Source organism: Microtetraspora sp. NBRC 16547, assembly GCF_030268965.1.
GTDB lineage: Bacteria > Actinomycetota > Actinomycetes > Streptosporangiales > Streptosporangiaceae > Microtetraspora.
The window spans coordinates 253,291-267,667 of the sequence record NZ_BSSE01000004.1; the positions used below are offsets into that span (position 1 = coordinate 253,291).

The 14,377-nt window shown below is 71.4% G+C and carries 11 protein-coding genes; 4 read left to right on the forward strand and 7 right to left on the reverse strand.

Going from position 1 to position 14,377, the window contains the following annotated elements:
* Positions 1-44: 44 nt before the first annotated feature.
* On the forward strand, positions 45-1,970 hold the full coding sequence (locus tag QSK17_RS08580) for a glycosyltransferase family 2 protein (protein WP_285703994.1): 1,926 nt from the start codon (positions 45-47) through the stop codon (positions 1,968-1,970).
* Here QSK17_RS08580 and QSK17_RS08585 read toward each other — a convergent pair.
* From QSK17_RS08585 to QSK17_RS08605, 5 genes are all read right to left on the reverse strand, one after another.
* Positions 1,952-2,998, reverse strand: coding sequence for an alpha/beta fold hydrolase (locus tag QSK17_RS08585; protein ID WP_285703995.1), 1,047 nt, complete (start codon positions 2,996-2,998; stop codon positions 1,952-1,954). The genes QSK17_RS08580 and QSK17_RS08585 overlap by 19 nt on opposite strands.
* Before the next feature lie 46 nt (positions 2,999-3,044).
* Entirely contained in the window at positions 3,045-4,424 is a 1,380-nt protein-coding gene (locus QSK17_RS08590; RefSeq protein WP_502889166.1) for an MFS transporter, read from the reverse strand.
* Positions 4,425-4,467: 43 nt separating this feature from the next.
* Positions 4,468-6,306, reverse strand: a complete 1,839-nt coding sequence (locus QSK17_RS08595) for a helix-turn-helix domain-containing protein (protein ID WP_285703997.1) — start codon at positions 6,304-6,306, stop codon at positions 4,468-4,470.
* Complete coding sequence (locus tag QSK17_RS08600) at positions 6,307-7,137, reverse strand: SDR family oxidoreductase (RefSeq protein ID WP_285703999.1); 831 nt, start codon at positions 7,135-7,137, stop codon at positions 6,307-6,309.
* A 164-nt stretch (positions 7,138-7,301) separates the two neighbouring features.
* Positions 7,302-8,726, reverse strand: a complete 1,425-nt coding sequence (locus QSK17_RS08605) for a class II fumarate hydratase (RefSeq protein WP_285704000.1) — start codon at positions 8,724-8,726, stop codon at positions 7,302-7,304.
* A 293-nt stretch (positions 8,727-9,019) separates the two neighbouring features.
* Here QSK17_RS08605 and QSK17_RS08610 point away from each other — a divergent pair, with 293 nt between their 5' ends.
* A complete protein-coding gene (locus QSK17_RS08610) occupies positions 9,020-9,640 on the forward strand; it encodes a DUF6879 family protein (protein ID WP_285704001.1) in 621 nt (206 codons plus the stop codon).
* On the opposite strand, the gene QSK17_RS08615 is transcribed toward QSK17_RS08610, so the two are convergent.
* Together QSK17_RS08615 and QSK17_RS08620 are read right to left on the reverse strand one after the other, a co-directional pair.
* Positions 9,612-11,204 (reverse strand): serine/threonine-protein kinase, encoded by a 1,593-nt coding sequence (locus QSK17_RS08615; RefSeq protein ID WP_285704002.1) that lies wholly within the window; start codon positions 11,202-11,204, stop codon positions 9,612-9,614. The two genes, QSK17_RS08610 and QSK17_RS08615, sit on opposite strands and share 29 nt — an antisense overlap.
* Before the next feature lie 42 nt (positions 11,205-11,246).
* Positions 11,247-12,410: a serine/threonine-protein kinase gene (locus QSK17_RS08620; RefSeq protein ID WP_285704003.1), complete on the reverse strand. Its 1,164-nt coding sequence runs from the start codon at positions 12,408-12,410 to the stop codon at positions 11,247-11,249.
* A 265-nt stretch (positions 12,411-12,675) separates the two neighbouring features.
* Between QSK17_RS08620 and QSK17_RS08625 the strand changes: the two genes are divergently transcribed.
* Positions 12,676-13,860, forward strand: a complete 1,185-nt coding sequence (locus QSK17_RS08625) for an RNA-guided endonuclease InsQ/TnpB family protein (protein WP_285704004.1) — start codon at positions 12,676-12,678, stop codon at positions 13,858-13,860.
* A 140-nt stretch (positions 13,861-14,000) separates the two neighbouring features.
* Positions 14,001-14,288, forward strand: a complete 288-nt coding sequence (locus tag QSK17_RS08630; RefSeq protein WP_285704005.1) for a hypothetical protein — start codon at positions 14,001-14,003, stop codon at positions 14,286-14,288.
* Positions 14,289-14,377: the final 89 nt, after the last annotated feature.

Consider the following 14,377-nt stretch of genomic DNA (forward strand, 5'->3'; position numbering starts at 1 on the left):
CAAGACTGCGGAGACCGCTCCACTTGACGGGCACCCTTGGCGACATGGGTGTGAAGGTCAGTGTTGTGGTCTCCGTGTGCGATCCCGGGCCGGCGGACGCCTTCGACGCGTGCGTCCGCTCCCTGCTGGAGCAGTCGCTGCCCGCGGAGCAGTACGAAGTGATCTTCGCGGACGACGGGTCCACGGACGGGACCCGCGAGCGGCTGGACGCGGTCGCCGCGGTGCGCGCGAACGTGCGCGTCCTGCACCTGGACCACAGCGGCGGGCCCACCCGGGGCCGCAACGTCGGTCTCTCCGTCGCCCGCGGCGACTACGTGTACTTCATGAACCAGTACGACCGGCTCGAGCACAGCGCTCTTCAGAACATGTACGGCATGGCCATGCGGTCCGGCGCCGACGTGCTCATCGGCAGGCTGGCGGGGGAGGGGACGCCACTCTCCGCCTTCACCGGGAGCCGCGAGCGCGCGGACATCCTCCGGGACCGCCTGCTGGCCCTGCCGACGGCGCACAAGCTGTTCCGTACGGGCTTCCTCGCCGAGCACCAGATCCGCTTTCCCGACCGCCTGCTGGCGGAGCAGGCGTTCGTCACCCACGCCTACCTCGCCGCGAGGGCCGTCGCCATCCACGCCGGCCAGATCTGCTGCCATGTCGCCTCCCCCGAGGAGGAGGGTTCGGAGGATCCCGCGGCGCTGGTCGCCGGGCTGCGGACCATCCTCGACATCGTCGAGGCGTACACGCAGCCCGGGCAGCGGCGCGACCGGATCCAGGCGCACTGGTTCCGCGTGCTCGGGCTCCGCCGCCTATGCGGCGCCCAGTTCGAGGCGGCCGGCGACCACCGCCGCACGGTCCTGTTCGCCCGGCTCAGGGAGCTCGCCGCCGAGCGTGTGCCGGCGCGGCTCGACGTGTACCTGCCGGTGCACCTTCGGGCCCGGGCCGCGCTGCTGCGGGCGGGTCGGCAGGAGGAGCTGGCCCGGCTCGCCGCGGCCTCGCGCGGGACCCGGCTGAGGGCCGAGCTGCACGAGGTGCGCTGGGACCAGAGCGTGCTGACCATGGACCTGGCCGTCGAGATCGTCGACTCGTCCGGCGCGCCGCTGCGGTTCCACGCCGAGAACGACCGGCTGTACTGGATGCCGCCGACCCCGATCGAGGGACTGCTCCCGCCGGAGCTCGCCGACGTGACCGAGGCGGCGCGCCGGGCGCGCATGGAGGTCTACGTCCGGGACACGCAGTCCGGCGTCGTCTTCTTCCTCCCGGTGACCAGCACGGTCCAGCACGGCCGCGACGGCGACGGGGTCCGGGTGTGGGCCGCGGGTCAGGCCCGGCTCGACGTCGGCTCCGCGGCGCTCGGGCGCCCGCTGCGTCCCGGCCTGTGGGAGGTGCACGTGCGGATGCGCGGCGTCCACCCGGCCCGCACCCGGGTCGCCAGGGCGGAGGCGCCGATGAACTGCGCGGGCGTGCTCGCGGACCACCCCAGGCGGCTGGTCGTGCCGTGCTGGTCGGGGCGGGGCGAGCTCAGCGTCTGCATCGAGCCGCAGTCCTTCCCCGAGTCCATCGCACTGGTGTCACCCCGCGCCTCCGTCACCCACAGCGACGATGACGTCTTCGTCGTGGTGCCGGTGCCGTACGTGCCGCCGAGCGGCGGCCCGGCGGTCGAGCTGGTACTCCGGCAGATGGGCGGCCGGGGTCGCGGCATGACGGTCCCCGCGCTCGTCGAGCCGGGGGTGCCCGGACGGGTGGCCGGCCAGCTGATCGCGAAAGTGCCCGTACGCAGGCTGGGCGGCGAGGGCTGCCTCGGCCCCGGCGCGTGGCGGCCGGGGCTGCGGACGGAGGGCAAGGACGTCGATCTGCGGTTCACGCTGGAGGTGGGCCTCCGGGGGCACGTCAGGGTGCGGCCCGCCGGGATGCGGCCCACCCCCTCGCTGTTCCGCAGGATCGCCGCCAGGATTCCGGGTTACGCCTCGCTCAGCTGAGCGAGGAGCGCCGCGCGGAACTCGGCCGGCTTCTCGATGTGCGGGCTGTGGCCGCAGCCGGGGATCGCGACCTCGCGGTAGTTCCCGTAGCGGTCGAGCACCGCCCGCGTCTGGGTGACCATCGGCTGGGCGGGGGTGTCGTCCCACCCGGGCACCGCGCCGATCGCCCCGAGGTGGGCCAGGTCGAACAGCGACGTGTCGGAGACGATCACGTCCTCCGTGCCCCTGATCCACAGGATGGGCGGCTTGGGATCGATGGTGTGCAGGTCGTCGATCCGGAAGTTGGTCGGCGCCATCGTGTTGAGCACGCCCCGCTTGCCCGGGGCGACGCCCGGCCAGGCGGCCGCGGTGGCCGTGTCGCCCGGATAGTGGTCATCGCCCAGCCGGGTGGACAGCATCGACTCGACGAAGGCGTCCTCCTCGTCGCCCAGATCGGTCCCCGGCACCACGTACGCCGTGCGGAGCACGTTGCGCGGCGACACCGGCGCGTCCGCCGACCGGTCGCCCGCCCGGAGCGCCGCGACGAAGTCGGGGTTGGCCGTGCCGGCACCGGAGCCGGTGCCGTCCGGGTGCGTCAGCACGCCGTCCGGCCCCGCCGTCCCGCCGAACCCGTACGGCGAGACCGGGTTGACCAGCGTCGCGCTCCTGACCGCCTCGGGCCGGTCGCGGAGCGCCTGGAGGACGACGCCGCCGCCCATGCTCCAGCCCACCAGGTGGGCCGGGCCGATCACGTCGAGGAGCGACAGGACGTCGTCGGAGTAGTCGCGCAGCCCCCGGGTCGCGTCCACCGGCGCGGGATCGGAGTCGCCGAACCCGCGCAGGTCTACGGCGAGCGGCCGGAAGCCCGCGGACGGCGCCGTGTCCAGGGATCCGTCCCGGGCGTCCGCGAGGGCCAGCATGGTCGAGCGCCAGAAGGCGCTGGACGACACGTTTCCGTGCACGAACAGCACGGGCTCGCCGGTGGTTTCCGGAACGGAGAGGACGTTGAGCGTCGAACGCGCGGTGGTGATCCGCTCGGCTGAGATCATGGTGTGGCTCCAGATGGATGGGGTCGGGGTGTCACATCGTCCCTTTTCAGGGCTCCTGGCCGGCGTGGGCCGCGGAGGCCCGGCGAGGACCGGAGGTCGGCTCGATGGCGGTCAGGTCGCGCTCGCGGGTCTCCTTGGCGGCGACCACCGCGATCACCGTGAGCACCGCCGAGCCGGCGACGTACAGGGCGATCGGCACGCTGGAGCCGTACGCCTGGAGAAGCGCGACCGCGATGATCGGGGCGAGCGCGCCGGCGACGATCGAGGCGAGCTGGTAACCCACGGACACTCCGGAGTAGCGCATCCTCGTGGCGAACAGCTCGGAGAAGAACGCGGCCTGCGGGCCGTACATCGCTCCGTGGAAGAGCAGGCCGACGGTGACCGCCACCGTCGCCAGGGCGAAGGAGCCGCTGTCGATCAGCGGGAAGAACGCGAACGCCCAGAGGCCGACGCCCACCGCGCCGATCAGGTAGACGGGACGGCGGCCCAGCCGGTCGGAGAGCGCCCCCCACATCGGGATGGTGACGAAGTGGACCGCGGAGGCGATCAGCACCGCGTTGAGCGCGGTCTGCTTGGGCATGTTCGCGGCGGTGGTGGCGTACACGAGGACGAACGCGGTGATCACGTAGTAGGAGACGTTCTCGGCGAGCCGCGCGCCGATCGCCACCAGGACGTCACGCCAGTGATGGCGCAGCACATCGACGATCGGGGCCTTCTGGGCGGGAGCCTGGTTGGCCAGCGCCTCCTTGAACACGGGCGACTCGGCGACGGTGAGCCGGATCCACAGTCCGACCAGCACGAGCAGTCCGGAGAGCAGGAACGGGATCCGCCAGCCCCAGGCGAGGAACGTCTCGTCGGACTGGACCGCCGCGAGGAGCGCGAGCACCGCGGTCGCGAGCAGGTTCCCTCCCGGCGCGCCGGCCTGCGGCCAGGAGGCCCACAGGCCGCGTCGCTTGGGGTCGCCGTGCTCGGACACCAGCAGGACCGCGCCGCCCCACTCGCCGCCGAGGGCGAAGCCCTGCACCAGCCGCAGCGTGGTGAGCAGGAGCGGCGCCGCCGCGCCGAGGGTGGCGTAGGTCGGCAGGCAGCCGATCAGGACGGTCGCGCCGCCCATCATCAGGAGGCTGACCACGAGCAGCCGCTTGCGGCCCAGCCGGTCGCCGTAATGGCCGAAGACCAGGCCGCCGAGCGGCCGGGCGAGGAAGCCGACGGCGTACGTGAGGAACGCCAGCAGCGTGCCGGTCAGTGCGTCCTCGGCCGGGAAGAACAGCTTGTTGAACACGAGCGCGGCGGCCGAGCCGTAGAGGAAGAAGTCGTACCACTCGATCGTGGTGCCGATCAGGCTGGCGCTGACCACCTTGCCGATCGGGGTCCGTGTTTCGTTGGCCACGGGGAACTCCTCAAATTCGGGGGGTTCGGCCAACATATGCTGTGACGAATATCACTCCTATGGCCGGTTCGCACATACCTCAGCCGTCGGTTATGTGGCTCCGGAGGCGGTACAGGCGCAGCGCGAGCTGGATCTCCAGGGCGCGTTCCGGCTCCTGCCAGTCGGGGCCGAGGAGCTGGGCCACCCGGTCGAGCCGCTGGGTCACCGTGTTCACGTGGATGTGCAGGGCGTCGGCCGTGCGCGACAGGGAGCCGCCCGCGCCGAAATACGCGTTCAGGGTCTTGATCAGCGCCGTCCCGCGCCGGCCGTCGTAGTCCAGGACCGGGCCGAGCCCGGACGTGAGGAAGCTCGTGACGTCCCGCCCTTCGCCCATCAGCAGGCCGACGAAGCCGAGTTCGTCCGCGCTCGCGCCGTGCCCGGACCGGCCGAGCGCGATCAGGGCGTCGGCGCAGCGCTGCGCCTCGCGGTAGGCGGCGGGCACGGTCGCCGCCCGCGCCGCCCCGGCGGTGGCGGGACGGCCGAGCGAGGAGCTCAGCTCGCGGGCGACGCGACGGGCGACGACGCCGGGTTTGTCCCCCGGCAGCAGCAGCACCACCTCGTCTCCGCGCGCCGCGGCCAGACCGTGGGCGAGCGCGGCGTGCGACGACGCCCAGAAGGCGGCGCGCTCCCGCTGCCCCTCGTGGCGGGTGACGATGAGCACATGCGGCCGGTCGAGATCCACGCCCAGCCTGCGCGCCCGCTCGCCGAGCCCGGCGAGGTCGGGCCGGGAGATCAGGTCGTCGAGCAGCTCGCCGCGCACCCGCCCCTCGGCCTCGGCCACGCTGCGCCGGAACAGCAGCAGCAGCGCCGTGACGATCGCGGCCCGCTCCAGGATGCGCTGGTCGGCGGCGGCCACGGACTGGTCGGTCCGCAGCACCAGCGTGCACAGCGGAGCCGCCCCCACGTCCACCGAGGCCACGTAGGCGCCACCGCGTTTGACCGTACGGCCGAGGGCGCGCGAGGACTGGGCGGCGTCGAACACGCCGGCGTCGAGGTCGGCCGCCTGGCCCACGAGCGGGCGCCCCTCTTCGTCGAGGACCGTGACGGTGCCTCCGAGCACTTCGGTGACGACCGCGGCGACGTCCTCGACGCCGCCGCCGCGAAGCACCAGCCCGGTCATCCGGTCGTGCGCGTCCGCGGCCCGCTCGATGGACTCGCTGTGCGCGCTGATCACGGTGTTGGCCCCGCTCAGCTCGGCGAGCGCCGCCCGGGTCTCCTGGAGCAGCCGCGCGGTGTCGATCGCGACGGCGGCGTGCGCGGCCAGCGAGCAGAGCAGCGCCACCTCCTCCTGGACGAAGGGCCGGGCGCTGCGGTTCGCCGCGAACAGCACGCCGATGACCTGGGTGCCGAGCCGCAGCGGCACGCCGAGGATGGCCACCAGGCCCTCCTCGTGCACCGCCTCGTCGATCGTGTGCGTGTGCCGCAGTCGCTCGTCCGCGAAGTAGTCCGCCGTGTTGTACGGCGTGCCCGACTGCGCGACCAGCCCGCCGAGCCCCGCGCCCATCGCGAGCCGTAGCTGCCGGAAGCGCGCCGAGATGGAGCCGTCGGTGACCCGCATGTAGGTGTCGCCGCGCTCGGAGTCGTGCAGCGTCATGTAGGCGATGTCGGTGGACAGCAGCCGCCTGGCCCGCTGCACGATCGCCTCCAGCACGGCGTCGAGGTCGGTCAGCCCGGCCAGGTCGCCCGCGGTGTCGAAGAGGGCCGACAGCTCGGCCTCCCGCTTCGCCCTCCTGCGCAGCATGGCCCGGACCTTCAGGGCCGCGACCTTGTCCTCCTCCAGCTCGGCTGTGTCGAGACCGGCCGCGCGGGCCTGGAGGACCGGCCCCTCGAACTCCACGGCCGACGCCTCACGGACCAGAAGTTCGAGATAGGGGTTCACTTAGTGCGCGCTCCATCCTCCGTCGAGCGGGATTGAGGCTCCCGTGATGAACGAGCCCTGTGAACCGCAAAGATAGGCCACCAGCTCGGCGACCTCCTCCGGCTCCACCAGCCGCTTGATCGCGGCCGGGGCCAGCATGATCCGCTCGACGACCTCGTCCGGGCTGATCCCGTGCGTCCGCGCCTGCGCCGCGATCTGGTTCTCCACCAGCGGGGTCCGCACGTACGCGGGGTTGACACAGTTGGAGGTCACGCCGTGGGGTGCGCCCTCGAGCGCGATGACCTTGGACAACCCCTCCAGGGCGTGCTTGGCCGTCACATACGCCGACTTGTACGGCGAGGCGCGCATGCCGTGCACGGAGGAGATGTTGACGATCCGCCCCCAGCCCCGCTCGTACATGCCGGGCAGGACGGCCCGGGTGATCAGGAAGGGCGCCTCGACCATCACCTTGAGGATCTTGGCGAAGGTCTCGGGCGGGAACTCCTCGATCGGCGCGACGTGCTGGAAGCCCGCGTTGTTGACGACGATGTCGGCCGCGATGCGGATGTCGGAGATGCGGATGTCCGGCGGCGACGGCGTCGGCTCCCGTGACGGCGCCGCCGGCGCGGATCCTGCCGTCGCGTCGTGCCAGGCGCGCAGAAAATCCGGATCGGACAGGTCCACGGCGACCGGGGTGCCGCCGACCTCCGCGGCGACCTCGGCGGCGTTCTCGGCGTTCATGTCGGCGACCATCACGTGTGCGCCGGCGGCCGCGAGCCGGAGAGCGCATGCCCGGCCGATGCCACTGCCCCCGCCCGTGACCAGGGCCGTCCGCCCCTCAAGGCTCGTCATGCCGACCAACCCTAAGAATCACGAGGCGACCGGCCCATGGTGGCCGTGGACATATATCGCCCCTCATCTATGTGGCTTTGCCGTGGCTTTCGCGCGGTCCGGATGCCACCGGAGCCGCCCCGGCGGAGGCGCCGGGCCGGCCGACCCGACGCCCGCCTCGCTCCCTAATCTTGATCGCGGGTTGAGTGATCCACCGGCTGCTCGGGCCGGGTCATGGACAGGACGTCGAGGACCTCGTCGAGCTGCTTCTCGGTGAGCGTGCCGTTCGCGACGTGACCGCGTTCGACGACCACCTGCCGGATCGTCTTGCGTTCGGCGAGGGCCTGCTTGGCGATCCTGGCCGCCTCCTCGTATCCCACGTAGCGGTTCAGCGGGGTGACGATCGACGGGGAGGACTCGGCGTGCTCCCTGAGCCGGTCCACGTTGGCGGTGATCCCGCGTACGCACCGCTCGGCCAGCAGCCGGGAGACGTTCGCGAGCAGCCGGATCGACTCCAGGATGTTGCGGGCCATCACCGGGAGCATCACGTTGAGTTCGAAGGCGCCGGAGGCGCCCGCCATCGTGATGGCGGCGTCGTTGCCGACGACCTGCGCCACGACCATGGTGACCGCCTCCGGGATCACCGGGTTCACCTTGCCCGGCATGATCGACGACCCGGGTTGGAGGTCGGGCAGGTTGATCTCGCCGAGCCCGGCCCGCGGGCCCGACCCCATCCAGCGCAGATCGTTGGCGATCTTGTTAAGGGACACGGCGATCACCTTGAGCGCGCCGGACAGCTCGACCAGACCGTCCCTGGCGCCCTGCGCCTCGAAGTGATCCCTGGCCTCGGTGAACGGCAGGCCCGTCGAGCGGCTCAGCTCCTCGATCACGGCGCCGGCCCAGCCGGGACCGGGCGTGTTGATGCCCGTGCCGACCGCGGTGCCGCCGAGCGGCAACTCGGCGAGCCGGGGGAGCACCGCCTGGAGCCGCTCGATGCCCAGCTCCATCTGCGTGGCGTATCCGCGGAACTCCTGGCCGAGCGTGACCGGGGTGGCGTCCATCAGGTGGGTCCTGCCGGACTTCACGACATCGGCGAACTCGACCGACTTCTCCTCCAGCGCGGTCGCCAGGTGCTCCAGCGCGGGCGTCAGGTCGTGGGTCGCCGCCTGTGTCGCGGAGATGTGGATCGACGAGGGGAACACGTCGTTGGACGACTGCGCCGCGTTGACGTGGTCGTTGGGGTGAACCGGCCGGCCCAGCCGTTCCGCCGCCAGAGTGGCGATCACCTCGTTGGCGTTCATGTTGGACGAGGTCCCGGAGCCGGTCTGGAACACGTCGACGGGGAACTGGTCGTTCCACCGCCCGGCCGCGACCTCGTCCGCCGCTTCGCGTACCGCCTGTGCCATGTCCTGGTCGAGGACGCCGTACGCGGCGTTGACCGTGGCGCAGGCGGCCTTGATGCGCCCGAGCGCCGAGATGTGCGCGGGTTCGAGGCCCCGTCCGGAGACGGGGAAGTTCTCCACCGCCCGCTGGGTCTGCGCCCCCCACTTGGCCGCGGCGGGCACCCGAACCTCACCCATGGAGTCGTGCTCGATCCGGAAGTCGTCCATGACCCCAGTCCTATCAAGAGCCCGCCGGGACCGGTTCGTCCGGCTGGTGGGAGCGCGTTCCATGGCCCGAGGGCCGCGTCCACACGCACTGTCCGTCACGGGACGACCGTGTCGTCCTGAGCTGTGACCAGACCTTGACTGGTTTGTGAAATTTGTTGATCGTGAGTCTTGACCGAGGCCCCTGGAGAACGGCCGGTCGGCGACCCGACGGCCGGCGACGGATCGGAACGGATCAGAACAAATCAGAACGAATCGGAACGGGTAATGATGGGCCGCCGAGCCGAAAGGGAGACATGGATTTCGTCGACATTGTGCGGAACGCTTCGGCACAGACGCTTTCCGTCGAGGTCTACCAGGCCGAGTTCGCCGAAGTGTACGCGTCGGTGACGGAGCCGGCGATCAAACTGGAGCGGGCCCAGCATTTCGACGAGGAGGACTTCCCGAGTTGGGTCGCGTTGCTGGAGGGCGACTGGGATCGCTCGCTCGCGCTGCTCAGGGAGTCAAGGGAGTCGCTGACCGAGTACTTCGACAGGCACGCGGAGTTCCGGCGGGTCCGGATCGTCGAGAGCCCGCTCACGCCGTACATGCGATGGGAGCTGCACTCGTTCGTCGAGCGGGTGGCGGCGGGTGAGCGGATCCGGGTCCTCCCCGGATCGGAGGTCGCGGAAATGGAATGCTCCGGTCCGCTGCCCGAGCTGGTGATCCTCCGCCCAGACCGCATGTACGAGGTCCTCTACGACGAACGAGGGGTGCACACGGGCGCGCGGCGCATCAGCGAGCCTGACGTGGTGCGTCACGCGCGCGCGGTGCTGCAGTCCCTCTACGACCGCAGCGAGGACCTGACGACCTTCTTCACGCGCGAGGTCGCCCCGGCCACGACCAGCCTTAGCGGCCCAGCGTGGTCATCGCGATGACGACCAGGACCAGGAACGCGGTGACCGCGAGTCCCATCAGCGTGAGCACCCGGACCCGCCCGCCCCGGTTCGGCGCGGGGGTGGCGTGCATGGCGAACAGGTCCGTGCCCAGGCCGCCTCCCGTTCCGGGGACGGGGCCGGAGCCGGGGGTGGGGCCGGAGCCGGGAACAGGGCCCTGCGGCAGGTGCGCGACGGGCATCTGGGAGGCGAGCGGCGGCGGGCCCTGGTCGCGTGGTGCCTGGCCGGGGAACCGGACGGCGACGGTCGTGTCGTCGCGTCCACCCGCGTTTGCGACACCAGTCGGAGCCGGTCCGGCAGGTCCGGGTCCTACGGCGGGACCGGCGCCCGGAGCCGGGGGAGCCCCCGGAATCGGCGCGGCCTGGCCCGGTGCCTGTGGGACCTGTGCCTGAGGGACGGGCGCCTGAGGGACGGGCGCCTGCGGGACCGGTGACCCCGGAATCGGTGCCTGCGGAAGCGGCGCCTGCGGAAGCGGCGAACCGGGCACCGGCGAACCAGGGGTCGGCGCCTGCGGGGCCGGACGAGTGGCGGGAGGCGGGGGAAGGCGGAGCCCGCCCTTGGGCCGGATGACCACCATGGTCCGGTTGGAGTCGAACTCCTCGCCGGGCGGCTCAGGCTGGGGATCCCCGGGCGTGGCCGGAGACTCCGCCTCAGGCCGCTTCCCGGGCCGCTCGGGCTCCGGTCGCTTCACCGGCGGCGCGGTGGCCGACACCCCGACCGGCGTCGCGCCGGACGGGGTGTCGGCCACCGCGCGCAGCATCGCCGCCGCGTGTTCCGGCGTGAGCCGTACGGTGTGGTCCTTCTCCAGCAGGCCGTCGAGGACGGGCCGGAGCGGACCGGCCTGGGTGGGCGGGTCGGCGGACTCGGTCATCAGCGCGCTGAGGGTCTCCGCGACCGTCGCCCGCTCGTAGGCCGGCCGACCCTCGACCGCGAAATACAGGGTCGCGCCGAGCGACCAGAGGTCCGACTCGGGTCCCGTGTGGTCTCCGCGGGCCCGCTCGGGCGAGGTGTAGCCGGGTGAGCCGATCACCATGCCGGTCCTGGTCAGCGCGCTGTCGCCCTCTGTCTTGGCGATGCCGAAGTCGGTCAGCACGACCCGTCCCGTCTCGGTGATCAGCACGTTGCTGGGCTTCACGTCCCGGTGCAGGATGCCCTGGAGGTGGGCCGCGCGGAGCGCGTCGAGCAGGTCGCAGCCGACCTCGGCCACCAGCCGGGGCGGCAACGGGCCCTCGTCCTCGATGACCTGCTCCAGCGACCTGCCCTCGACGAGCTCCATGATGATCCACGGACTGCCGTCGATCTCGATCGCGTCGTAGATCGTGGCGACGGAGGGGTGGCTGATCCTGGCGGCGGCGCGGCCCTCGCGGATCATGCGCTCCCGCAGCTCCCGCCGCTGCTCGGCGCTGAGCGTCGGATCCTGGCGGATCTCCTTGACGGCGACGTCACGCCCCAACGTGCGGTCGAAGGCCCGCCAGACGGTGCCCATCGTGCCGCGCCCCAGCGTGGTGGTCAGTTCGTACCGGTCGATGAGCAGCCTGCTCCGCATGAGAAGAAAGATAGCGATTCCTGCTTGAAGAACGCTTTCGGGTCAGTCGAGAAAACTTCTCGGCCAGAACCGCCGGGGCAGGAACACCTGGATCACTGTGCGCAGCCGGCTCACCAACGAGTTGCGCGTCTTCGGGCGCTCAGACGGCTTCCGATGGACGCCTTCGGCGGAGCGGCGTCGCTGGGAGGGAATGCTGATCATGTCCTCGCGAGGCTCGCGCTGGAAAGTGTGCGGCGCCATCCGCGGTACCGGCCGGGACTCGGCGCGGTGCTGTCCCCGGTGCGTGGGCCTGCGGCTCGCGGACGGCAGGGCGGACAACATGGCGGACGGCATGGAGGATGGAGGCGAGGGCCGGACCGGCCGGTGCGCGATCGGTTCCTCCGTGGTCCCGCCCGCGGCGATCCGTGCGAGCGCCACCGCAGCCCGCACTCCGTCGAGCCGCGCTTCCGGGTCGATCTGCAGCAGCCCGCGCAGGACCGGGGCGAGCGGCCCGGCCCGCTCCATCGGGATCGGCGCGCCGCTGGTCAGCGCGGCCAGCGCGGCGGCGGCCGTACGGCGGCCGTGCAGGCCGCGGCCCTCGACGGCGGTGTACAGCGTGGCGCCGAGCGACCACAGGTCGGCGGCCGGGCTCGCCTTGGCCCCGAGGACCCGCTCGGGGGCGATATAGCCGGCGGAGCCGAGCACGATGCCCGCCTGTGTGATGGAGACGTCGCCTTCGAGGGCGGCCAGCCCGAAGTCGGTGAGGACGGCCCTGTCGTCGGTCACGAGCACGTTGCTCGGCTTCACGTCCCGGTGCAGGATGCCCTTCGCGTGGACGGCGCGCAGGGCGCCGAGCACCTGCCGGCCGATCTCAGCGACCCGCTGCGGCGGCAGTGGTCCCTCCCGCCGCACGAGCTCCTCAAGGGACTGCGCCCTGAGGAGCTCCATCACGATCCACGGCCGGTCGTCCTCGGTGACGACGTCGAACAAGGTGATGACCGACGGGTGGGCGACCATGGCGGTCGCCCGGCCCTCGCGCTCGGTGCGCGCGCACAGCTCGGCCCGCAGTTCCTCGTCGAGGACGAGGGGGAGCCGCACCTCCTTGACCGCCACGTCACGGTCGAGCAGCTCGTCCCGCGCGCGCCAGACGGTGCCCATGCCGCCGCGCCCGACCGGCTCGACAAGCCGATACCTCGCGGCGAGCTGGTATCCGGACGGCGCACGCATGGGTGGCAGCTTACCGATTTGTGTAATGCGACCAGTAGAGACCATGCCGCGAAATTTTTGCGATCTTTTGTCAGATCTCCTGACTCGCTATGTGACAGGAGTGTGAAGCGGGTGGGTGTCCGGCGGGGGCTCGGTGGCTCCATCAGATTCGCGCGGAGGGGACCGCCTGCTTCAGCCGGCGGGGGAATCCGCGCTCCCTCCCTTCGGATTTTGTCGGTGGCTGCCGATAGCGTGGTGATCTCGTTACTGAACGTGGGAGGTGGGGGTGCGTAGGTCGTACAAGTTCCTGCTGCGCCCCACCGGCAAGCAGGCCGCCACGCTCGCGCAGTGCTTGGAAGATCACCGGGTGTTGTACAACGCGGCGTTGGAGCACCGCCGTACCGCCTACCACAAGGCGGGCGTGACCGTACGCTACGGCGACCAGTCCGGGGAGTTGAAGCACATCCGCTCCGATGACCCCGCCGGGCAGGGCCGGTGGTCGTTCTCCTCCCAGCAGGCCACGCTCCGCCGGTTGGAGAAGGCGTTCGCCGCGTTCTTCCGCCGCGTCAAGGCCGGGCAGAAGCCGGGGTTCCCCCGCTTCAAGGGGCGGGGCTGGTTCGACACTGTGGAGTGGCCGAAGGACGGTGACGGCTGCCGGTGGGACTCTCAACCGGAGCACCCCACCGCGACGTTCGTCCGCCTTCAAGGGGTCGGGCATGTCCGTGTGCATCAGCACCGCCCCGTGCTCGGCAGGGTGAAGACGATCAGTATCAAGCGGGAAGGCAACCGCTGGTACGTGATCCTGTCCTGCGATGACGTGCCCACGCAAGCCCTTCCTGCGACCGGCGCGGTCGTCGGGCTGGACGTGGGCGTTGCGTCGCTGGTCACGACCAGCGACGGGGAACACCTGGCCAACCCGCGCCACCTGCAGGCGTCCGCCGGACGTCTTGCGGCGGCACAGCGGGATCTCGCCCGCAAGAAGCGGGGCTCCAAGCGGCGACGCAAGGCCGTGGCCCGTGTCGCGGTGGTGCATGCGAAGGTCCGCCGCCAGCGCCTGGATGGCGCGCACAAGGCCGCGCTCGCGTTGGTCCGTGACTACGGCGTGATCGTGCATGAGGATCTGCGGATCGCGAACATGACCCGCTCGGCCGCCGGCACGATCCAAGCCCCTGGTCGGAACGTCGCACAAAAGTCCGGGTTGAACCGGAGCATCTTGGACGCGGGTTGGGGGGTGTTCCTGACGGTCCTCGCGCACAAGGCTGAAAGCGCCGGTCGAGAGCTGATCGCGGTGAACCCCGCCAACACTTCCCGCACGTGCGCCCGCTGCGGGCACTGCGCGAAGGAGAACCGCGTCACCCAGGCCGAGTTCATCTGTATGGCGTGCGGGCATACCGCGCATGCCGACGTGAACGCGGCTGTCAATATCCTCAGGGCAGGGCTTGTCCTTCGCGACGCTGCGGAAGCGGCTTAGCGAGAAGCCGCTCCCTTCAGGGAGCGGAGGAGTCACTCGTAAGGAACTTCCTCCGAGTAGGAAACCGGCCACCCCCCGCTACGGCGCACAGAGTAATCGAACAACCCCTAAGGGTAATGTCCCGCCCATGCCCTGGGCCGGTGGCGCGCAAGCACCTGGAGGAGATCGTGACCACGACGAGCCACGACTACGAGAGCATGGCCGGCCAATACCTGTCCCACTGGATCGACCGAGGCCGCCAAGAGGGCCTTCAGGAAGGTCGCGCGGAGGGTGAGGCGGCGGCGGTTCTGGCGGTGCTCGATGCCCGGGGGCTGGAGATCTCTCCTGATGCCCGTGATCGGATCACGCGTTGCTCCGACCTTCACCAGTTGGAGGCCTGGATCCGCAGGGCTGTGACCGTGACGTCCGCGGACGACCTCTTCACCTGAGCCCGACGGTCTGCGACAAGGCGAGGCTGGTGCCGGCGCCGATGCCTGGCCGTACGCCGCCGACCGAGACGGCATGAGCAGCGGGAAGG

Bases quoted from the DNA above. Each gene is read 5' to 3' on its own strand.
- QSK17_RS08615 (WP_285704002.1), bottom strand. From the start codon at position 11,204: ATGCGGAGCAGGCTGCTCATCGACCGGTACGAACTGACCACCACGCTG.
- QSK17_RS08590 (WP_502889166.1), bottom strand. From the start codon at position 4,424: ATGTTGGCCGAACCCCCCGAATTTGAGGAGTTCCCCGTGGCCAACGAA.
- QSK17_RS08605 (WP_285704000.1), bottom strand. From the start codon at position 8,726: ATGGACGACTTCCGGATCGAGCACGACTCCATGGGTGAGGTTCGGGTG.
- QSK17_RS08620 (WP_285704003.1), bottom strand. From the start codon at position 12,410: ATGCGTGCGCCGTCCGGATACCAGCTCGCCGCGAGGTATCGGCTTGTC.
- QSK17_RS08610 (WP_285704001.1), top strand. From the start codon at position 9,020: ATGGATTTCGTCGACATTGTGCGGAACGCTTCGGCACAGACGCTTTCC.
- QSK17_RS08585 (WP_285703995.1), bottom strand. From the start codon at position 2,998: ATGATCTCAGCCGAGCGGATCACCACCGCGCGTTCGACGCTCAACGTC.
- QSK17_RS08600 (WP_285703999.1), bottom strand. From the start codon at position 7,137: ATGACGAGCCTTGAGGGGCGGACGGCCCTGGTCACGGGCGGGGGCAGT.
- QSK17_RS08580 (WP_285703994.1), top strand. From the start codon at position 45: ATGGGTGTGAAGGTCAGTGTTGTGGTCTCCGTGTGCGATCCCGGGCCG.